The organism is Micromonospora sp. Utrum1, assembly GCF_057197805.1.
Genome location: NZ_CM170071.1, coordinates 6,904,515 through 6,920,185 on the forward strand (window position 1 = coordinate 6,904,515; position 15,671 = coordinate 6,920,185).

The 15,671-nt window shown below is 71.1% G+C and carries 17 protein-coding genes and 4 tRNA genes; 3 read left to right on the forward strand and 18 right to left on the reverse strand.

Going from position 1 to position 15,671, the window contains the following annotated elements; genetic code table 11:
* Nucleotides 1–386 precede the first annotated feature (386 nt).
* The 15 genes from rplL to AC0OLQ_RS32535 form a co-directional block, all read right to left on the reverse strand.
* Nucleotides 387–773 (reverse strand): 50S ribosomal protein L7/L12, encoded by a 387-nt coding sequence (rplL, locus tag AC0OLQ_RS32465; RefSeq protein WP_091317960.1) that lies wholly within the window; start codon nucleotides 771–773, stop codon nucleotides 387–389.
* Between the two features lie 54 nt (nucleotides 774–827).
* On the reverse strand, nucleotides 828–1,373 hold the full coding sequence (rplJ, locus tag AC0OLQ_RS32470; protein ID WP_046567232.1) for a 50S ribosomal protein L10: 546 nt from the start codon (nucleotides 1,371–1,373) through the stop codon (nucleotides 828–830).
* Between the two features lie 313 nt (nucleotides 1,374–1,686).
* Nucleotides 1,687–2,376, reverse strand: a complete 690-nt coding sequence (locus tag AC0OLQ_RS32475) for a hypothetical protein (RefSeq protein WP_484529315.1) — start codon at nucleotides 2,374–2,376, stop codon at nucleotides 1,687–1,689.
* Nucleotides 2,373–3,275 carry an ATP-binding cassette domain-containing protein gene (locus tag AC0OLQ_RS32480; RefSeq protein ID WP_484529316.1) on the reverse strand — a complete coding sequence of 301 codons (903 nt, stop codon included), beginning with the start codon at nucleotides 3,273–3,275 and terminating at the stop codon, nucleotides 2,373–2,375. The genes AC0OLQ_RS32475 and AC0OLQ_RS32480 overlap by 4 nt, the downstream gene beginning before the upstream one ends.
* A gap of 78 nt (nucleotides 3,276–3,353) precedes the next feature.
* Nucleotides 3,354–4,070, reverse strand: a complete 717-nt coding sequence (gene rplA / locus AC0OLQ_RS32485) for a 50S ribosomal protein L1 (RefSeq protein WP_357338631.1) — start codon at nucleotides 4,068–4,070, stop codon at nucleotides 3,354–3,356.
* 83 nt (nucleotides 4,071–4,153) lie between these two features.
* Nucleotides 4,154–4,585, reverse strand: coding sequence for a 50S ribosomal protein L11 (gene rplK / locus AC0OLQ_RS32490; protein WP_091570017.1), 432 nt, complete (start codon nucleotides 4,583–4,585; stop codon nucleotides 4,154–4,156).
* Between the two features lie 187 nt (nucleotides 4,586–4,772).
* Entirely contained in the window at nucleotides 4,773–5,495 is a 723-nt protein-coding gene (nusG, locus tag AC0OLQ_RS32495) for a transcription termination/antitermination protein NusG (protein WP_046567240.1), read from the reverse strand.
* Between the two features lie 35 nt (nucleotides 5,496–5,530).
* The gene (secE, locus tag AC0OLQ_RS32500; protein WP_357338622.1) at nucleotides 5,531–5,923 is read right to left on the reverse strand and encodes a preprotein translocase subunit SecE; all 393 of its coding nucleotides are present in this window, start codon (nucleotides 5,921–5,923) and stop codon (nucleotides 5,531–5,533) included.
* Between the two features lie 214 nt (nucleotides 5,924–6,137).
* Nucleotides 6,138–6,210, reverse strand: a tRNA-Trp gene (locus AC0OLQ_RS32505).
* Between the two features lie 126 nt (nucleotides 6,211–6,336).
* On the reverse strand, nucleotides 6,337–6,729 hold the full coding sequence (locus tag AC0OLQ_RS32510; protein WP_484529317.1) for a MaoC family dehydratase: 393 nt from the start codon (nucleotides 6,727–6,729) through the stop codon (nucleotides 6,337–6,339).
* A 3-nt stretch (nucleotides 6,730–6,732) separates the two neighbouring features.
* Nucleotides 6,733–7,179: an FAS1-like dehydratase domain-containing protein gene (locus tag AC0OLQ_RS32515; RefSeq protein ID WP_357338617.1), complete on the reverse strand. Its 447-nt coding sequence runs from the start codon at nucleotides 7,177–7,179 to the stop codon at nucleotides 6,733–6,735.
* Between the two features lie 119 nt (nucleotides 7,180–7,298).
* Nucleotides 7,299–7,466: a 50S ribosomal protein L33 gene (gene rpmG, locus AC0OLQ_RS32520; RefSeq protein ID WP_012184342.1), complete on the reverse strand. Its 168-nt coding sequence runs from the start codon at nucleotides 7,464–7,466 to the stop codon at nucleotides 7,299–7,301.
* A 131-nt stretch (nucleotides 7,467–7,597) separates the two neighbouring features.
* Nucleotides 7,598–7,670, reverse strand: a tRNA-Met gene (locus AC0OLQ_RS32525).
* Nucleotides 7,671–7,695: 25 nt separating this feature from the next.
* A tRNA-Thr gene (locus AC0OLQ_RS32530) sits at nucleotides 7,696–7,768 on the reverse strand.
* Nucleotides 7,769–7,864: 96 nt separating this feature from the next.
* The gene (locus AC0OLQ_RS32535) at nucleotides 7,865–10,393 is read right to left on the reverse strand and encodes a putative bifunctional diguanylate cyclase/phosphodiesterase (RefSeq protein WP_484529318.1); all 2,529 of its coding nucleotides are present in this window, start codon (nucleotides 10,391–10,393) and stop codon (nucleotides 7,865–7,867) included.
* Between the two features lie 704 nt (nucleotides 10,394–11,097).
* Here AC0OLQ_RS32535 and AC0OLQ_RS32540 point away from each other — a divergent pair.
* Nucleotides 11,098–11,739, forward strand: a complete 642-nt coding sequence (locus tag AC0OLQ_RS32540) for a GNAT family N-acetyltransferase (RefSeq protein WP_484529319.1) — start codon at nucleotides 11,098–11,100, stop codon at nucleotides 11,737–11,739.
* Nucleotides 11,740–12,142: 403 nt separating this feature from the next.
* Here AC0OLQ_RS32540 and AC0OLQ_RS32545 read toward each other — a convergent pair whose 3' ends face one another.
* Complete coding sequence (locus tag AC0OLQ_RS32545; protein ID WP_484529320.1) at nucleotides 12,143–12,526, reverse strand: DUF2750 domain-containing protein; 384 nt, start codon at nucleotides 12,524–12,526, stop codon at nucleotides 12,143–12,145.
* 172 nt (nucleotides 12,527–12,698) lie between these two features.
* A tRNA-Tyr gene (locus tag AC0OLQ_RS32550) sits at nucleotides 12,699–12,782 on the reverse strand.
* 147 nt (nucleotides 12,783–12,929) lie between these two features.
* Here AC0OLQ_RS32550 and AC0OLQ_RS32555 point away from each other — a divergent pair.
* Both AC0OLQ_RS32555 and AC0OLQ_RS32560 read left to right on the forward strand, forming a co-directional pair.
* Nucleotides 12,930–13,424: a YajQ family cyclic di-GMP-binding protein gene (locus AC0OLQ_RS32555; RefSeq protein WP_357338596.1), complete on the forward strand. Its 495-nt coding sequence runs from the start codon at nucleotides 12,930–12,932 to the stop codon at nucleotides 13,422–13,424.
* A gap of 133 nt (nucleotides 13,425–13,557) precedes the next feature.
* Complete coding sequence (locus tag AC0OLQ_RS32560; protein WP_484529321.1) at nucleotides 13,558–14,145, forward strand: DinB family protein; 588 nt, start codon at nucleotides 13,558–13,560, stop codon at nucleotides 14,143–14,145.
* A 215-nt stretch (nucleotides 14,146–14,360) separates the two neighbouring features.
* On the opposite strand, the gene AC0OLQ_RS32565 is transcribed toward AC0OLQ_RS32560, so the two are convergent.
* The gene (locus tag AC0OLQ_RS32565; protein ID WP_484529322.1) at nucleotides 14,361–15,620 is read right to left on the reverse strand and encodes an MFS transporter; all 1,260 of its coding nucleotides are present in this window, start codon (nucleotides 15,618–15,620) and stop codon (nucleotides 14,361–14,363) included.
* Between the last annotated feature and the right edge of the window lie 51 nt (nucleotides 15,621–15,671).

Consider the following 15,671-nt stretch of genomic DNA (forward strand, 5'->3'; position numbering starts at 1 on the left):
TCGGGACCTCGGAAAACCGGGTCAACCGAGCTGCTCGGAACGCGACGTCCTGCCGGTCCGCTCAGGCGCAGCGGCGGTGGTGCTGCCGTTGCCTTACCCGAGAGGCGGCCGTTGCAAGCGCGGAAGGTCTTGCTGGTGTCAGCGTGCCTGCCTGGCCCGTGCCGCGTCAAGGGCCGGTTACCGCTCGGGGTGTCATTCCCACCGACGGGCTACCGACAGACCCTCCCGGAACGCCGGAACGCCGCGCGCGGACGCCCTGCTCACGCCACTGCCCCCGGGTAGCACCAACACGGCGGGCGGCGATCCGGTTCCCCGGATCACCGCCCGCCGCGACGCGGTGTGCCCCGGCTCACGTGAGCCGGACGCGCGTCAGGTCGAACTCAAGGTCACTTGAGGGTGACCTTGGCGCCCTCGCCCTCGAGCTTGGCCTTGGCCTTCTCGGCGGTCTCCTTGTTGGCCTTCTCCAGGACGGCCTTCGGAGCGGCCTCGACCAGGTCCTTGGCCTCCTTGAGGCCCAGGCCGGTCAGCTCACGCACGACCTTGATGACCTGGATCTTCTTGCCACCGTCGGCGTCGAGGATGACGTCGAACTCGTCCTTCTCCGGCTCGGCCTCGGCGGCCGGGCCGGCGGGGCCGCCGGCGGCGGCAACGGCGACCGGAGCCGCCGCGGTGACCTCGAAGGTCTCCTCGAACTGCTTCACGAACTCGGAGAGCTCGATCAGCGTCATCTCCTTGAACGCGTCGAGCAGCTCGTCGGTGCTGAGCTTCGCCATGTCTGGCGTCCTTTCTGAAAGTGAAAACTAAGAACGTGGGTGCGCCGGGTGGCCTCAGGCCGCCTCGGCGCCCTCCTTCTCGCGCTTGTCCTGCAGGGCGGCCGCCAGACGCGCGGTCTTGGCGAGCGGAGCCTGGAACAGGGCCGCGGCCTTGCTCAGGTTGCCCTTCATGGCGCCGGCCAGCTTCGCCAGCAGCACCTCGCGGGACTCCAGGTCGGCGAGCTTCGTGACCTCGGCCGCGGAAATGGCCTTGCCCTCGAAGACACCGCCCTTGATGACGAGCTTCGGGTTGGCCTTCGCGAAGTCGCGAAGCCCCTTCGCCGCCTCGACGACGTCGCCCGAAACGAAAGTCAGCGCGGTAGGACCGGTGAACAGCTCGTCGAGGCCGGAGATGCCCGCATCGGTCGCCGCACGCTTGGCCAGCGTGTTCTTCGCGACCGTGTAGCTGGTCTCCTTGCCGAGCGAGCGTCGCAGCTGGGTGAGCTGCGAAACCGTGAGCCCGCGGTACTCGGTGAGCACGGTCGCCCCCGCGTTGCGGAAGCTCTCGGTCAGCTCGGCGACGGCCGTGGCCTTGTCGGCCCGGATCGGCTTGTCCGCCATGTCCCTCCTCTCTCGTTGCTCGGAGCTGGTACGCCGGCGACGAGCGGACGCTCGCGACGGCGGCGGAGGCATCACGACAACGAGAAAAGCCCCGGCGCAGGGCGCGCGGGGCGAGGGCCGGCACGACGGGCGCGGTCGGCGGACCACGCACAGCACCGATTTTCGCTTGCCGCCCTGCGCGGGTCGCCCGTCATCGCGGGACCTTCGACCGTGCCAGGGCACGGTGACCAGCGGTCTCTGGGTGGAACTACGCGCCAAGGTTACGCGACGTGTCCCGTTACCTCCAAATCGCCCCCGGAGTGCTCCCGGTCACTCAGGCACGGCTCCGGCGGCCCCAGCCGTAGCCGGCCAGCGCCACGGCCGCCCAGGCCAGCGCCCAGGCGGTCAGCAGCAGGCCGGTGGGGACCGCCAGCGGGCCGGCCAGTGCCCGGGCAGTGGGCAGCACCGGCGGGACCAGCCAGGGCGCCACCGAGCCGGAGAGGCCGAGGACCACCGCGGCCACCGCGCCGACGGTGAGCACGGCAACGCCGTAGCCGGCGCTGCGGGTGATCACCCGGCTGGCCAGGGCGCCCAGCGCCACCGCCGCCGGCAGGGCCAGCAGGTGCGCCCAGAGGCCGAGCGCGAGCCCCTCGGCCAGCGGCCGGTCCCCCGACCCGGCCGGGCCGGTCACCCCGCCGACCAGCCAGGGGAGGACCAGCGCCACGGCCACCGTGCCGAGGCCGGCCACGGCCGCCGCGAGCAGGCCCGCGGCGCGCTCCCGGGCGGCGCCGAGGACCACCCGGGCCAGCCGGCGCTGCACATCGGGCTCGACGTCGAGCAGGATCTTGGTCTGCCAGGCCAGCACCGGGAAGAGCACCACCGCCGAGACGCCGTAGGCCTCCGCCGGCTGGGCCCGGCCGCCGCCGTAGAGGACGCCGAGGGCCAGCAGGCCGGCCAGCACCGGGGCCAGCGCCCTCCCGGTACGCAGGAAGCCGGCCAGCCGCAGCCGGACCAGGGCGGTCACCGGGCCACCTCGGAGGCGGGACCGGGCCGGCCGGGCGCGCCGGACATCGGGGTCTGGTCGGGTGCGGTTGCCGGCCGGTCGGGCTCGTTGGACCGCCCGGCAGCGGACACCGGGCCCGTGACGGCGGGCGGGGCGTCGGAGCCGGGTCGCGTGGCGGCGGGCGGGACGGCGTGGTCGCGTACCCGGAGGACGTGGTGGCCGTCGGCGCGCAGCCGGGCGACGGCGGCCGTGACCCCGGCGGCCGGGACCGACAGCTCGACCACGACGGTGGCCGCGGCCCCGGACGGCGCCGCCTCGGTGACGGTGCCGTCGGCGACCGACCAGTGCCGGGCGCCGGGAAGCCGGATCGTCTCGCCGCGGTGGTCGCTGACCAGCACCGTGCCGCCGTCGGCGAGCACCTCGTCGATCACCTCGGGCACCAGCTCGCGGGCGGCGGCGTCGAGCCCCTCCCAGGGCTCGTCGAGGATGAGCAGGCCGGGCGGGCGGAGCAGCGCCTGGGCGAGGCCGACCTTCTGCGCGGTGCCCTTGGAGAGCTGGGGCAGCCGCACCCCGTGGTAGCGGGCCAGGCCGAGCCGGTCGACCCAGCGCCGCACCGCCCGGTCGGCCTCTATGCCGGGCAGGCCGGCCACCCGGGCCATCGCGGTGAGGTAGCCGCCCACGGTGAAGGGCTGGTCGGCGGGGAAGCGCTCGGGCACCCAGCCGACGGCCGCCGGCCGGTCGACCACCCGGCCCCGGGTCGGCCGCAGCACCCCGGCGGCGAGTTGGAGCAGGGTGGACTTGCCCACCCCGTTGCGCCCGAGCACCACCGCCACCTCGCCCGGGCCGATCGCCACGTCGGTCTCCCGCAGCACCCACGGACCGCGCCGGTGGTACCGCAGCCAGACGCCTTCCAGCCGCATGCGCCGAGCCTGCCACACCGGACAGACGGACGGGGCCCCGCCACCGGTGGTGGCGGGGCCCCGTCAGGGCAGTCGTGCTCAGGCCTCGGCCGGAGCCTCGGTCAGGTTCTTCACCACGTTCGGGTCGACCGGGACGCCCGGGCCCATGGTGGTGGTGAGGGTGACCTTCTTCAGGTACTTGCCCTTGGCCGCGGACGGCTTCGAGCGGAGCACCTCGTCCAGCACCGCAGCGTAGTTGTCGATCAGCTGGGACTCGGAGAACGAGGCCTTGCCGATGATCAGGTGGAGGTTGGAGTGCTTGTCCACCCGGAAGGTGATCTTACCGCCCTTGATGTCCGAGACGGCCTTGGTGACGTCCATGGTCACCGTGCCGGTCTTCGGGTTCGGCATGAGGCCGCGCGGGCCCAGGATCCGCGCGATCCGGCCGATCTTGGCCATCTGGTCCGGGGTGGCGATCGCCGCGTCGAAGTCCAGCCAACCGCCCTGGATACGGGCGACCAGCTCGTCGGTGCCCACCTCGTCCGCACCCGCGGCGGCGGCCTCCTCGGCCTTCGCGCCGGCGGCGAAGACGATCACGCGGGCGGTCTTACCGGTGCCGTGCGGCAGGTTGACCGTGCCGCGGACCATCTGGTCCGCCTTGCGGGGGTCGACGCCGAGGCGCATGGCGACCTCGACCGTGGCGTCGAACTTGACGTTGGTGGTCTCCTTGGCCAGCTTGACGGCCTCGGCGGGAGAGTAGAGCTTCGACCGGTCGATGACATCGGCGGCCTTGCGGTAGCTCTTGCTGCGCTGCATTTCTGGTAACTCCTGTGGTTTATGGCGGGCCCGCGACTCCGCGGCCCTCCCACGAACTGATCGGGTGGAGCGGTGAGCCGACGTCAGTCGGCGACGGTCAGGCCCATCGACCGGGCGGTGCCGGCGATGATCTTCTCAGCCTGGTCGATGTCGTTGGCGTTGAGGTCCGCCATCTTCTTCTCGGCGATCTCCCGCAGCTGGGCGCGGGTGACGGAGCCGACCTTCTGCGTGTGCGGGACGCCCGAGCCCTTCTGCACACCGGCGGCCTTGATCAGCAGCCGGGCGGCGGGCGGGGTCTTCAGCACGAAGGTGAAGGTGCGGTCCTCGTAGACGCTGATCTCGGCGGGGACGATGTCGCCCCGCTGCGACTCGGTCTGCGCGTTGTAGGACTTGCAGAACTCCATGATGTTCACGCCGTGCTGGCCGAGCGCGGGGCCGACCGGCGGCGCCGGGGTGGCCTGGCCCGCCGGCAGCTGAAGCGTGAACGTCTTGACGAGCTTCTTCTTCGGAGGCATGTCTCTTCCTGGGGCTTGGAACTGGGATTTTCGCCGGCCCGCGGGCGCGCACGGTCAGCGCGTTGCGGACAGCCGACGTTCTAGGGTAGCGCAGCCTTGCGCCACCCTCCCCGCCGAGGTCCGGCGGACGGCGAAAACGACGCACCGGCGGCCGGCCGGAGGGCCCACCGCCGGTGCGGGACGTACGTCAGATCTTGGCGACCTGGTTGAAGTTGAGCTCGACCGGGGTCTCCCGGCCGAAGATCGACACCAGGACCTTGAGCTTCTGCTGGTCGGCGTTGATCTCGCTGATCGTCGCCGGCAGCGAGGCGAAGGCGCCGTCGGTGACGGTGACCGAGTCGCCGACCTCGAAGTCGAGGACCTTGACCTCGGGCTTGGCCTTCTTCTGCTCGGTCTCGACCGCCGGGGCCAGCCACTTGAGCACCTCGTCGAGGCTCAGCGGCGCCGGCCGGTCGGCCCGGTCGGTCGCGCCGACGAAGCCGGTGACCCCCGGGGTGTTCCGGACGCAGGAGTAGGACTCGGCGGTCAGCTCCATCCGGACCAGGATGTAGCCCGGGAAGACCTTCGCCTGGACCTGCGACCGCTTGCCGTTCTTGACCTCGACCTCTTCCCGGGTCGGCACCTCGACCTGGTAGATGAAGTCCTCCATGTCGAGGGAGGTGATCCGGGTCTCGAGGTTGGTCTTGACCTTGTTCTCGTAGCCGGCGTAGGAGTGCACCACGTACCAGTCGCCCGGGGCGTAACGCAGCTTCTGGCGCAGCTCGGCGACCGGGTCGAAGTCCTCGTCCGGGGCGGGCTCGGTGGTCGGGAACTCCGGCTCGCTGGCGGCCTCGACCGACTCATCGTTGGCCGCCGTCGCCACCGTGGACTGCTCGTCCGGGGTCTCGGCGGTCTCGTCGTACTCAGGCACGCTCGCTCACTTCCGTCACTATCGCTGTCCGCAGGTCAGCTGGGGTTGCCGAAGACCCACAGCACCGCCTTCGCGAAGCCGTAGTCCAGGCCGGCCACGATCGCCAACATCACCGCGACGAAGGTGACCACGACGGCCGTGTAGGTCAGCAGCTCCTTGCGGGTCGGCCAGATGACCTTACGCAGCTCGGCCACGACCTCGCGGAAGAACCGCGCGATGCGGGCGAACAGCCCGATCCGCTCGGTGTCCTTCCGGGTCTTCCGGCCCTCGGTCGAATCGGCGCGGGCCCGCTTGCGGGTCGCGGTGCCGCCCCGCGAGACCGTCTCGTCCGCGTCGGTGGCGTCGTCGTCGGCCACGCCGTCGACGGTCGCGTCGTCGTTCAGACGCTCGTCGCCGGCGTCCTCGCCGCGCCGCTTGCTCTCGGCCACTTCGCCCTCCGTGCGGGATATCGGGTCGCACGCCGGGCGGCGTGCGCGGCGTGTGGTCACGCCGGCCGGACCAACCGTCCCGCGACGGGCCGCGGCCGGCGGATCGACCGGGAGGGCCCCGAATGCCTCGGAACCAACCCCGCCGATGCCACCACCACGGGCCGGGCGCCGCCGTGCGGCGGCGCGACCCACGGGAACGGTCAGGCCTGAGGCGCAGGGGTGACAGGACTTGAACCTGCAGCCTGCGGTTTTGGAGACCGCTGCTCTGCCAATTGAGCTACACCCCTGTGCGGCAACTCACCCCACCCGGACACGCAGTGCCGAGCAGGGGTCACTTGCCCCACGGCGGACCAGTGTACGGGTAGTCGTGCGACTTTCCCAACCGGTCCACCCCTCGCGCGTCGGACGGATCCTCAGCGAGGGGTCCGGACGGTTGCCCGAGCCTGCGACAGCACCTTCTCCCCCAGGCAGGTAGCAGTGATGTCGAGCCTGGTCAGGCCCTCGTCGGTGGTCTCCTTGACCACCGCGGAGACCTCGACCTCGGTGCCTTCGTCGGTGTCCGGCACGACCACCGGGCGGGTGAAGCGGACGTTGAAGTCGACCACCGCGTCCGGCGCGCCGGCCCAGGTGGTGACCGCCCGGCCGACCAGGGCCATGGTGAACATGCCGTGGGCGATCACCCCGGGCAGGCCGACCTTGGTGGCGGTCCGGTCGCTCCAGTGGATCGGGTTGAAGTCGCCCGAGGCGCCCGCGTAGCGGACCAGGTCCGCGCGGGTCACCCGGAACGTCTGGGTCGGCAGTTCCACTTCTCAGGCCTCCCCGCGTACGACGATCTTGGACCAGACGGCGACCACCGGCTCACCGGCGACGGTGCTCACGTCGGTGCGGGTGGTCAGGAAGCCGTGTCCGCCCCGGCTGGTGACCTCCTCGATGGTGTTCACGCAGACCAGCTCGTCCCCGGCCACCACCGGCCGGTTGTAGGCGAAGCGCTGGTCGCCGTGCACCACCCGGCTGTAGTCGACGCCGAGCTCCGGGTCCTCGACGATCTGCCGGCTGGCGGCCATCGTGACGATCACCGGGAAGGTCGGCGGGGCCACCACGTCGGGGTGGCCGAGCGCCCGGGCGGCCGCCGGGTCGTGATGCGCCGGATCGGTCGCGCCGATGGCGGTGGCGAACTCGCGGATCTTTTCTCGGCCCACCTCGTAGGGGGCGGTCGGCGGATAGGTCCGGCCGACGAAGGACGGGTCCAGGGACATGCCGCGAACCTACACGGAAAGCACGAACGCCGATCCCTACGGTCGGGCGGCTCCAGGGCCGCCGCCGTGTGGATCGGCGTTCGGGTAGCTGATTGCGGGCCGGCTGTGCCGGCCGCGGGTCAGCGGGTCTCGCGGTGGATGGTGTGCCTGCCGTCCCGGGGGCAGAACTTCTTCAGCTCGATGCGGTCCGGGTCGTTACGGCGGTTCTTGCGCGTGATGTAGTTGCGCTCCTTGCACTCCACACACGCCAAAGTGATCTTCGGCCGGACATCGGTCGCCTTCGCCACGGCGGAGTGCCTTCCTCGCTCACGGATAACAACTACAGCGCATCAGCCTAGGCGCTGACTACGCGGACATGCAAAGTGGGCGCCTGTGGCGCCCATCCCACCGACCACCGGGCGGGCCCGGAGGACGAGAGTAGCGGTGGCCGGACTTGAACCGGCGACACAGCGATTATGAGCCGCTTGCTCTGCCATCTGAGCTACACCGCCGTGGCGGGTCCAGCCGGACCCTCTGAGCCCCCTTACGGAATCGAACCGTAGACCTTCTCCTTACCATGGAGACGCTCTGCCGACTGAGCTAAGGGGGCCTACCCGATCACCCTGTGGGGTGTCGCGCAGAGGAAACAGTACACGACCCCGCCGCCGAGGTGAAATCGGATCCCCCCTTACCGCGTCGTCCCAGTTCAGGGCACAACGCGCAGGCGGGGCAACTCGCCGGCCACGATCGTCTCGGGGTCGACCTGGGCGCCGAACCAGGCCTCCAGCCGCTCGTACGGCAGGGGCCGGCTGAACAGGAAGCCCTGCCCGATCTCGCAGCCGATGTCCTGGAGCAGCTCCAGGGTCAGCTCGCTCTCCACGCCCTCGGCCACCACGGTCAGGCCGAACTGCTGGGAGAGCGTCACCACGGCGTTGACGATGGCCAGGTCGCCCGGGTCGGTCGCCATCCCCTGCACGAAGGAGCGATCGACCTTGACCTCGTGCACGGGCAGCCGGCGCAGCTGGGCCAGGGACGAGTTGCCGGTGCCGAAGTCGTCCACCGAGAGCCGGACACCGAGGTCGCGCAGGCGCTGCAGGGTCGGAATGGGACGTTCGGTGCCGTCCAGCACCCCGGCCTCGGTGATCTCCAGGGTGAGCCGCTGCGGCGGCACGCCGTATTCCTCGAGCAGGTCCCGGACCAGCGCCGGGAAGTGCTGGTCGGTGAGGGTACGGGCGGCGAGGTTGACCGAGACGGCGAGCGCCTGCTCGCCGTGGCTCCAGTCCCGGCTGCGCCGCAGGCTCTCCCGCAGCACGAACTCGGTGAGGCGGCCGAGCTGGCCGGTGTGCTCGGCCACCGCCACGAAGTCGCCCGGGGCCACCGTGCCGTGCGCCGGGTGCTCCCAGCGGGCCAGGCACTCCACCCCGACCAGGCGCCGGTCCCGCAGCGTGACCTTGGGCTGGAAGTAGACCTCCAGCGCGCCGTCGTCCAGGGCCCGGCGCAGGTCCCCGGCGAGACCCAGCCGGCGGAGCGAGCGGGACTCCAGCGCCGGACTGTAGAGCTGCACGCTGCCCGGGACCGACTTGGCCGCGGTGGCCGCCAGGTCCACCCGCTGGAGCAGGGCCACCGCGTCGCTGCCGTGGTCCGGGTGGACGGCCACCCCGACGGCGGTGTCCACGTCCAGGGTCAGCGCGTCGAACACCATCTCGTCGCGGATCTGCTCGCGCAGCTGGCCGGCCAGCTCCAGCGCCGCCTCGGTGCTCTCCAACCGCAGCGTCACCAGGAATTCGTCGCCGCCGGCCCGGCCGACCAGGGCCGAGGAGGGCGCGCAGGCGCGCAGCCGCTCGGCCACCTCGACGAGGACCTTGTCGCCGGCCGCGTGGCCGAGCGACTCGTTGACCTGGCGCAGCCGGTCGACGTCGAAGAGCAGCAGCGCCACCACCTCGCCGGGCGCCGCGATGCGGACCGCCTCGGCCACCGCCGCGGTGATCCGCCGGCGGTTGGGCAGCTTGGTCAGCGCGTCGTGCTCGGCGTCATGCCGCAGCCGATCGACCAGGCGGGAGTTCTCCAGGGCGACCGCGGCATGCGCGGCGACGGTCTCGAAGACGGCGATGTCCGCCGGGGTGAAGTAGTTGCCGTCACCGAGCCGGTTGGCCACCTCCAGGGTGCCGATCACCACCGGACCGGAGCGCAGCGGCACCACCACGGCGTCCTTGACCCGCCGCTCCCCCAGCTCCGCCCGGAACTCGCCGTTGGTGGTCACGCCCCGGCCGACCGCCACCGTACGACGGGTGTCCCGCACCTTCTCCCGGAGCGACTGCGGGGTGTGCGCCATGTCCAGCAGCCCCGGGTCGTCGACCCGGGAGGTCAGCAGTGTCTCCGGGTGCCGCCCCTGGGCCGGGAGCCACAGCGTCGCGTACTCAGCCTGCATGAGGGCGCGCACCCGGCCGAGCAGGGCGTCGGCCAGCGTGCCGCTCTGCCCGCTCTCGACCACCGCGCGGGTCAGCTCGTAGAGGTCGGTCAGGGTGCGGTGCTGACGGAAGAACTGTGCGTACGATCGGTAGACCGGCACCAGACCGGCGCCGAGCGCGGCGATCAGCAGCAACGACCACCAGGTGCTGCCCACCAGGATCAGCACGATCAGCCCGACCGTCACGTTGATCGCCGCGGTCAGCAGCGCGGTCTTGGCGCTGCGCAGCGCCCCGCGGCCGTTCGGCCAGCCGTTCAACAGGGTGTGCACGGCGACCACACTGACGACGCTGACCAGCAGCACCATGCTGACGGCGGCGGAGATGCTGAGCCAGGTCCGCGGCTCCACCTCGTCGAGCGGCGGGAGCGCCTGGAGGACCAGCACGGCCAGCGAGGTGCCGGCCGCGGCCCGGGCCACGTTGAACCAGACCTTCGGCGCCGACAGCCGGTGGCGGATGTTCGTGACCAGCGTGGCCAGCGTGTAGATGACCACGACGGTCAGCGGCGGCAGGAAATAGAGTGCCAGCACCAGCGGCAGCTCGGTCAGCGTGACGGCCGACGTCTGCCGGCGGACGACCACACTCAGCAACGGCAGCCCGGCCGCGATCATCAGAACCAGGAAGAGCGCCCCCTGCGGCCAGCGGCCGGAGGGGTGATCGGCGAGCAGACCGGTCACCGTGGCGCAGGCGACGGCGAGCAGGGCCATCGGCGCGGTGATGATCCAGGCGTCCTCAGACGACCTGCGCCGTGGCTGATCGCGACCGACCATGCCGCTCCTTCTCATTGGCGGCGCGCCGTCCCGTCACCGACATGCGTCGATCTCCGGCTGGCGCGATGCTCGTGGCAACCGGAGATCGACGAGAACGGACCGGAGACCCGGTCACGTCCAGATGAGGTCCTGGGTCTGCACGCCCCCCGTGCTGCCATCGAAGTCGAAACCGCCGACACCACCGACGAGGGCGGCGAGAATGAAAAGTGAGCCAAGCAGCCGGCCCAACCTTCGACCAGACATGATTGCTCCTGTCGAGAGAGTTTCAGTGATGGTGGAGGTTCCACGATCGTGCCACACGGGGAGCGCGCGCAAAAGCGGTGGAGGGCCCCCCGCGCGGCGGCAGACAGGGAAATCATCCGTTCGACCGGCGCGCCCGCCCCTCCGGCCCAGCATGCTGTCACGATCGGTCCCGGCGCTGCTACGGAAGGCGCACACAACGACTTCCCGGTTAAACCGCGCTTAAGAACAGATTCGCCTACCAGGCATGATGATCGGTGACCATGACCACAATGGACGGCGAACCTGGCAGCCGCGGCAAGCCCTCGAACAGACTCCACCATCATCGATATCCGGGCAAGGGTCTCGGGGTGTCCGATCTGAGCGCCCGGCACCTCCGCCGGCGGGGCCGCCTCCGCCCCTCCCCGCCCGGCGATCGCTAACTCAGTCGCATCACCATGGGCCGCCTGGTCATGATCGAGCCCGTGCTTGCTGACCTCTGGCCCCTGTACGGCCTGACCATCTCGACACCACGACTCGAGCTCCGCCTGCCCCACGAGGAGGAGTTGGCGGCCCTCGCCCACCTCGCCGGTAAAGGGGTGCACCGCCCGGACGAACGTCCGTTCCTGACGCCGTGGACCGACGGCAGCCCCGAGGATCGGGCGCGGGTCGTTCTGCAGGGCCACTGGAGCGGGCTCGGAGAATGGAGCCCGACGGCGTGGCGACTCGGGCTCGGGGTCTTCCGCGACGGAGAGCCCCTGGGCGTGGTCACCCTCCGAGCCCGCGACTTCCCGGTCGTACGGGAGGTCACCACCTCCGCCTGGCTGGGCATCGAATACCAGGGCAGGGGCTATGGAACGGAAGCTCGTGCCGGCCTGCTCACGCTGGCCTTCGACCACCTCGACGCACGTGCCGCCCGCACCGAGGTGTTCCAGGACAACCACGCCTCGCAGGGCGTGTCCCGCAAGCTCGGCTACGAGCATGACGGCATCTCGGTCGACGCCCGCGGCGACGAGGCGGTCGTGTCCGACCGCCTACGCCTGACCAGGGAGAAGTGGACTCGGGAGAAGCGGCTCGCGGTGCGGGTGGACGGGATGGCGGCCTGCCGCCCGCTGTTCGGCCTCTGACAGCCCACGAGAAAGGCCCCCGACGTGCAGGTCAGGGGCCTTTCGTTGCCTGCTGGCGACCTTCGGCCGGCAGCGGCCGGGCCGGCCGGCCACGCTGGCGGAAAACAAAGCATATAAGTGGCTGAGGCGGGACGATCGCCCTCGGGGTTGCTCATCGTCCAAGGCGGGGCGATCGCTGCCGCGCAGCAGAGTTGCCTGCCTCCGACTGACGTCAGGACTGTCCGCGGTTCGATGACGACGAGGACCAGGGCGTGACCCATCCCCCGGGTGCCCGATCCTCTACGCCACCCGCCCGGCATCAAGGGCCCTGTGCGTCGGCACGCCGATGACCTACGGCCATCCTTGACGCCGACCGGGCGCCGCAGTCCTTGGCACCAATCCGGGAACCGGGGCAGCCTGGCGGTCAATCAATCGCAGCTGTAGGCGATGAATCCCCTTCAAGCCCTGCGAACCAGCCGAGCATGTCTTGAGGGCTCACGTCGTAGCCCGTGGCTCGTTCCCCGCTCCAGTTGACGCCGATCAGGACACCCTGCTCCGCTAACCAGGGCACAAAGTCGCGCAGCCACTGATCGAACGGCATGGAGACGATCTCGAGCCCGTTGTAAGCGGGCACCTGTTCGACCACACGTTGCGCTCGTGACCGCTGCGACCAGAAGGGCATCGCCCGGCTCCCGTCGGGCTTGTGGGGCGCGATGTAGGAGCCATCCTCCTCCAGGAGGGTCCAGACACGCCCGGCAGCAGGAGCCTCTCTCCGGAACGCAGCTGAGTGAGCTGCACTGACAGTCAAACCTGCCTCCCGACCGTTTCGACGCTTCCGCGGGCCTCACCCGACAACTCGCCTACGTGCCCCTTGCGTGCCCGATCAGCCAGTGAATCGGGGGCACTCGCGGTCAACAGCAGCAGGAGACGACAAAGGCCCACAACTTGCGTTTCCGCAGGTCGAGGGCCTTGTCAGTCCCTGGTGGCGGGTAGAGGATTCGAACCTCTGTAGCTTTCGCGACGGATTTACAGTCCGCTCCCATTGGCCGCTCGGGCAACCCGCCAGGGCACCCCACCGCGTCGCGACGCGGCGGCGGAAGCAAGAATAGCGGTTGCCCCCGGGTCCGCCGCAACCGGGTACCGTCAGGGGGTCCCACGCTGGTCAGTGGGGGACGGATCAGGACAGACCGCCGGACAGCAGGAGCATGAGCATGGCAGCGAACCCGTCCTTCGACATCGTGAGCAAGGTCGACCGGCAGGAGGTCGACAACGCCCTCCGCCAGGCGGAGAAGGAGCTCGCGACGCGGTTCGACTTCCGCGGCACCGGCGCCGAGATCTCCTGGTCTGGCGAGGAGGCGATCAGTCTCCAGGCGGAGACCGAGGAGCGGGTCCGGGCCGCGCTGGACGTCTTCAAGGAGAAGCTGGTCAAGCGGAACATCTCGCTCAAGTCGCTGGACGCCGGTGACCCCCGCGCCTCGGGCAAGATCTTCAAGATCGACGCCAAGGTGATCCAGGGCATCGACTCGGACAAGGCCAAGGCGATCAGCAAGAAGATCCGCGACGAGGGCCCGAAGGGCGTCCAGGCGCAGATCCAGGGCGACCAGCTCCGGGTCACCGGCAAGAAGAAGGACGACCTCCAGGCCGTCATCGCGCTGCTCAAGGGCGAGGACTTCGGCGTCGCCCTCCAGTTCACCAACTACCGGTAAGCCGCCGCCGTCGTGGCCGGCGAGGAGGTCGGCCACGACCTGCAACCTGGGCAGGCGTCGTTGCCATCGGACACTCCGTCAGGTGCTGGTCGTGGGGTTTCGGCCTGCGCCGGCCCATGACAGGCTCGGGCCCATGATCGATGATTTCGCGAAGGAGTACCTGCACAGCGATCTTCGGATGCTGCGCAAGGTGATGCTCTGGAAGCTCGACGGACTGGGCGAGTACGACGTCCGCCGCCCCCTGACCCCGACCGGAACGAACCTGCTCGGCCTGGTGAAGCACCTGTCGATCTGGGAGTCCAGGTACTTCGGTGAGGTCTTCGACCGGCCGTTCCCCGAACCCCTGCCCCGGTGGGACGACCTGGGGGCGCATGGCACCGAGATGTGGGCGACCGAGCGCGAGACGCGTGAGGAGATCATCGACCGGTACCGGCGAGCGTGGGCGCACTCGGACGCGACGATCACCGCCCTGGCCATCGACTCGCCCGGGCACGTGCCGTGGTGGCCGAGCCCGAACGTGAAGCTGTTCAACATCCTGGTCCACGTACTCACGGAGACCAGCCGACATGCCGGGCATGCCGACATCCTGCGTGAACAGCTCGACGGCTCGACCGGGACAGCGGCCCACCACCCGAAGCCGCACCACGACAAGGCTGTCCGGGAGGACGGCTACGCGACGATCGAGCGGGCGGCCAGAGCGGCCGACCCCACCAAGGCGTGAAACCCAGCGCCGAACGGCGATGTCGTCGCACCCTCGCTGCGACGCCATCCAGCTCGGCGCCTGAGGCCCGCCGACCACGGTCAGCGCGAGAAGATCAGCAGCAGGATCGCGGTCAGGATCGCGCTGATCAGGATCGAGCCGAGGCAGCCGATCCGGTTCGAGAGGAAGAGGAACATGCCGGGGTGTACCCGTCCCGGCCGGTTTGATCCCGGGGCTCAGGCGACGAGCGACTGCTCGGCGCGTACCGCGGTGGCCTCGGCGCGGGCGATCGGCCCGGTGGGCAACGCGGCGACCGCGGCCCCGACGGCGACCGCCGCCCCGGCGAAGAGGAAGGCCCAGGGCACCCCGCCGGCGTGGTCGACGATCAGTCCGGCCACCGCTCCCCCGGCGGCGCTCGCCGCCACCGACATGGTGACCACCCAGGTGTACGCCTCGTTCAGCATGCCGGCCGGGGCGATCCGGCCGACCAGGGTGTTCTCCAGGGTGAGCGCGGGGGCGATGGTGGCCCCGCCGAGCACCAGCGCGACGCCGAGCGCCGCCGGGCCGGGCATCACCGCGAAGACGGCGAAGCTGGCCGCGACCGCGCCGAGCAGCCAGGCGAACTGGCGGGTCATGTTGGCGGCGGGTCGGCGTACCCCGAACCAGAAGCCGCCGAAGGCGCTGCCGATGCCCCAGACGGCGAGCAGCACGCCGGCGAGGCTCTCCGGGTCGTCGGCGGTGGCGTTCCCGGCGAAGGCCGGGACGGTCACGCCGGCGGCGCCGAAGGCGATGCCGAGGCTGGCGACGCAGAGCAGCAGGGCCGGGAAGCCGCCGACCCGCAGCGGGCCGAGGCCCTTGGCGTGGTGCTCGCGCGGGTGCGGCTGCCAGCCGCGCATGACCCGGCCGAGCGCGACGGCGGTGGTGCCGACCAGGGTGACCACGGCGGCACCGACCAGTGCGGCGGCGGCGTCGGCGAGCAGGACGAAGCCGGCCACCAGCAGCGGGCCGAGCACGAAGACGACCTCGAAGAGGGAGGTCTCCGCGGCGAGTGCGGTGTTGCGCAGGTGGGCCCTGCCGGTGGCCGGGGCGGTGAGGTCGTTCCAGGCGCCCCGGATGGCGGCGGTCAGCGGCGGGTACGTGGCGCCGGCGACGCCGGCGGCCAGGTAGATCAGGCCGAGGCTGCCGGAGCCGGACCGGCTGGCACCGAGCAGCCCGAAGAGGGCGAGCGGGTGGGCCAGGGCGGTGGCCAGCAGCACCGGGGTGGGGCCGACCCGGTCGGCGACCCGTCCGGCGACCGGGCTGAGCGCGGCGCCGGAGAGCGCGTAGATGCCGCCGGCGACGGCGGCGAATGAGTACCGGTCGGTGACCTCCGCGACCACCAGCAGCAGCGCCAGCGGCGTCATGCCGATCCCGAGCCGGCCGATGACGCCGAGGACCAGCAGCATCGGGGCGCCGGGGATCCGCCAGACGCCCAGGTACTGGCGCAGTGCGGCCACGGTCGACCTCCAGGTGTAACGGGTGAGAGACGTTTTGACCCTAACGCCGCG

Coding starts and splice junctions, on each gene's coding strand:
- rplK (WP_091570017.1), bottom strand. CDS start 4,585: ATGCCTCCGAAGAAGAAGCTCGTCAAGACGTTCACGCTTCAGCTGCCG.
- rplJ (WP_046567232.1), bottom strand. CDS start 1,373: ATGGCGGACAAGCCGATCCGGGCCGACAAGGCCACGGCCGTCGCCGAG.
- AC0OLQ_RS32515 (WP_357338617.1), bottom strand. CDS start 7,179: ATGTCCCTGGACCCGTCCTTCGTCGGCCGGACCTATCCGCCGACCGCC.
- AC0OLQ_RS32555 (WP_357338596.1), top strand. CDS start 12,930: ATGGCAGCGAACCCGTCCTTCGACATCGTGAGCAAGGTCGACCGGCAG.
- rplL (WP_091317960.1), bottom strand. CDS start 773: ATGGCGAAGCTCAGCACCGACGAGCTGCTCGACGCGTTCAAGGAGATG.
- AC0OLQ_RS32480 (WP_484529316.1), bottom strand. CDS start 3,275: ATGCGGCTGGAAGGCGTCTGGCTGCGGTACCACCGGCGCGGTCCGTGG.
- AC0OLQ_RS32560 (WP_484529321.1), top strand. CDS start 13,558: ATGATCGATGATTTCGCGAAGGAGTACCTGCACAGCGATCTTCGGATG.
- rplA (WP_357338631.1), bottom strand. CDS start 4,070: ATGCAGCGCAGCAAGAGCTACCGCAAGGCCGCCGATGTCATCGACCGG.
- AC0OLQ_RS32535 (WP_484529318.1), bottom strand. CDS start 10,393: ATGGTCGGTCGCGATCAGCCACGGCGCAGGTCGTCTGAGGACGCCTGG.